The 595-nt window shown below is 37.3% G+C and carries 1 protein-coding gene; it reads right to left on the bottom strand.

The window, feature by feature from the left end; translation table 11 throughout:
• Positions 1–27 precede the first annotated feature (27 nt).
• Positions 28–595: hypothetical protein (locus tag ACTQ5K_RS25530; protein ID WP_441994454.1), on the bottom strand; the 568-nt coding region annotated here is incomplete at its 5' end.

Here is a 595-nt window from a genome sequence, read left to right as displayed (position 1 = left end):
CTTACACGGCACAACTAACACAATGATTTAGTTGTGCCGATTCCACTTGCTTTCAATATTGTTTAAATATGCATTTGGGTCCTGCTTAAATCTTCTCTGTTTTGTGTGTTCATGTATTCGACTGTCCCACTTACTAACTTCTTTTTTATAGCCAGAATAAGTAGCATTCCGAATCTTCTGCAGCCCATCTTGTTCATTTTTAACATTTTCAACGAATACGATGTTTTCACCGTGACGAACAATGTATCGATTCCAAGTTCGACTGCCTGTAATCCTACGATGCCTTACTTTTGTTCTTCTAAAGAAAAGCTCTAAATCATTATTTGTCCTTGGCAGGAGAGGGTAATCGTAAAATGTAAAGAGACCTTTCCAAAAGCCTTTACTATATCTCATCAGATTGTCCACAAAGGCAAAATCATCTTCACGGTTTAGTTCCTTTTCTATTTGGGTCAGATATTGTTTTAACCGGGATTCAACCCAAGAACTTGTTTTGTTTTCGGAAGGATCCATGATTGTGGCAATCCTTTTAAAACGCAGATCCCACCGTTTTACGAGCTGATAATCCTTTTTGTAGTTATCCACATTTCTGACTATT

This window comes from Niallia sp. Sow4_A1, assembly GCF_052116745.1.
Taxonomy (GTDB): Bacteria; Bacillota; Bacilli; order Bacillales; family Cytobacillaceae; genus Niallia; species Niallia hominis.
Note: the sequence above shows the minus strand (reverse complement) of the source record. Positions and strands in the feature narration are given on the sequence as shown.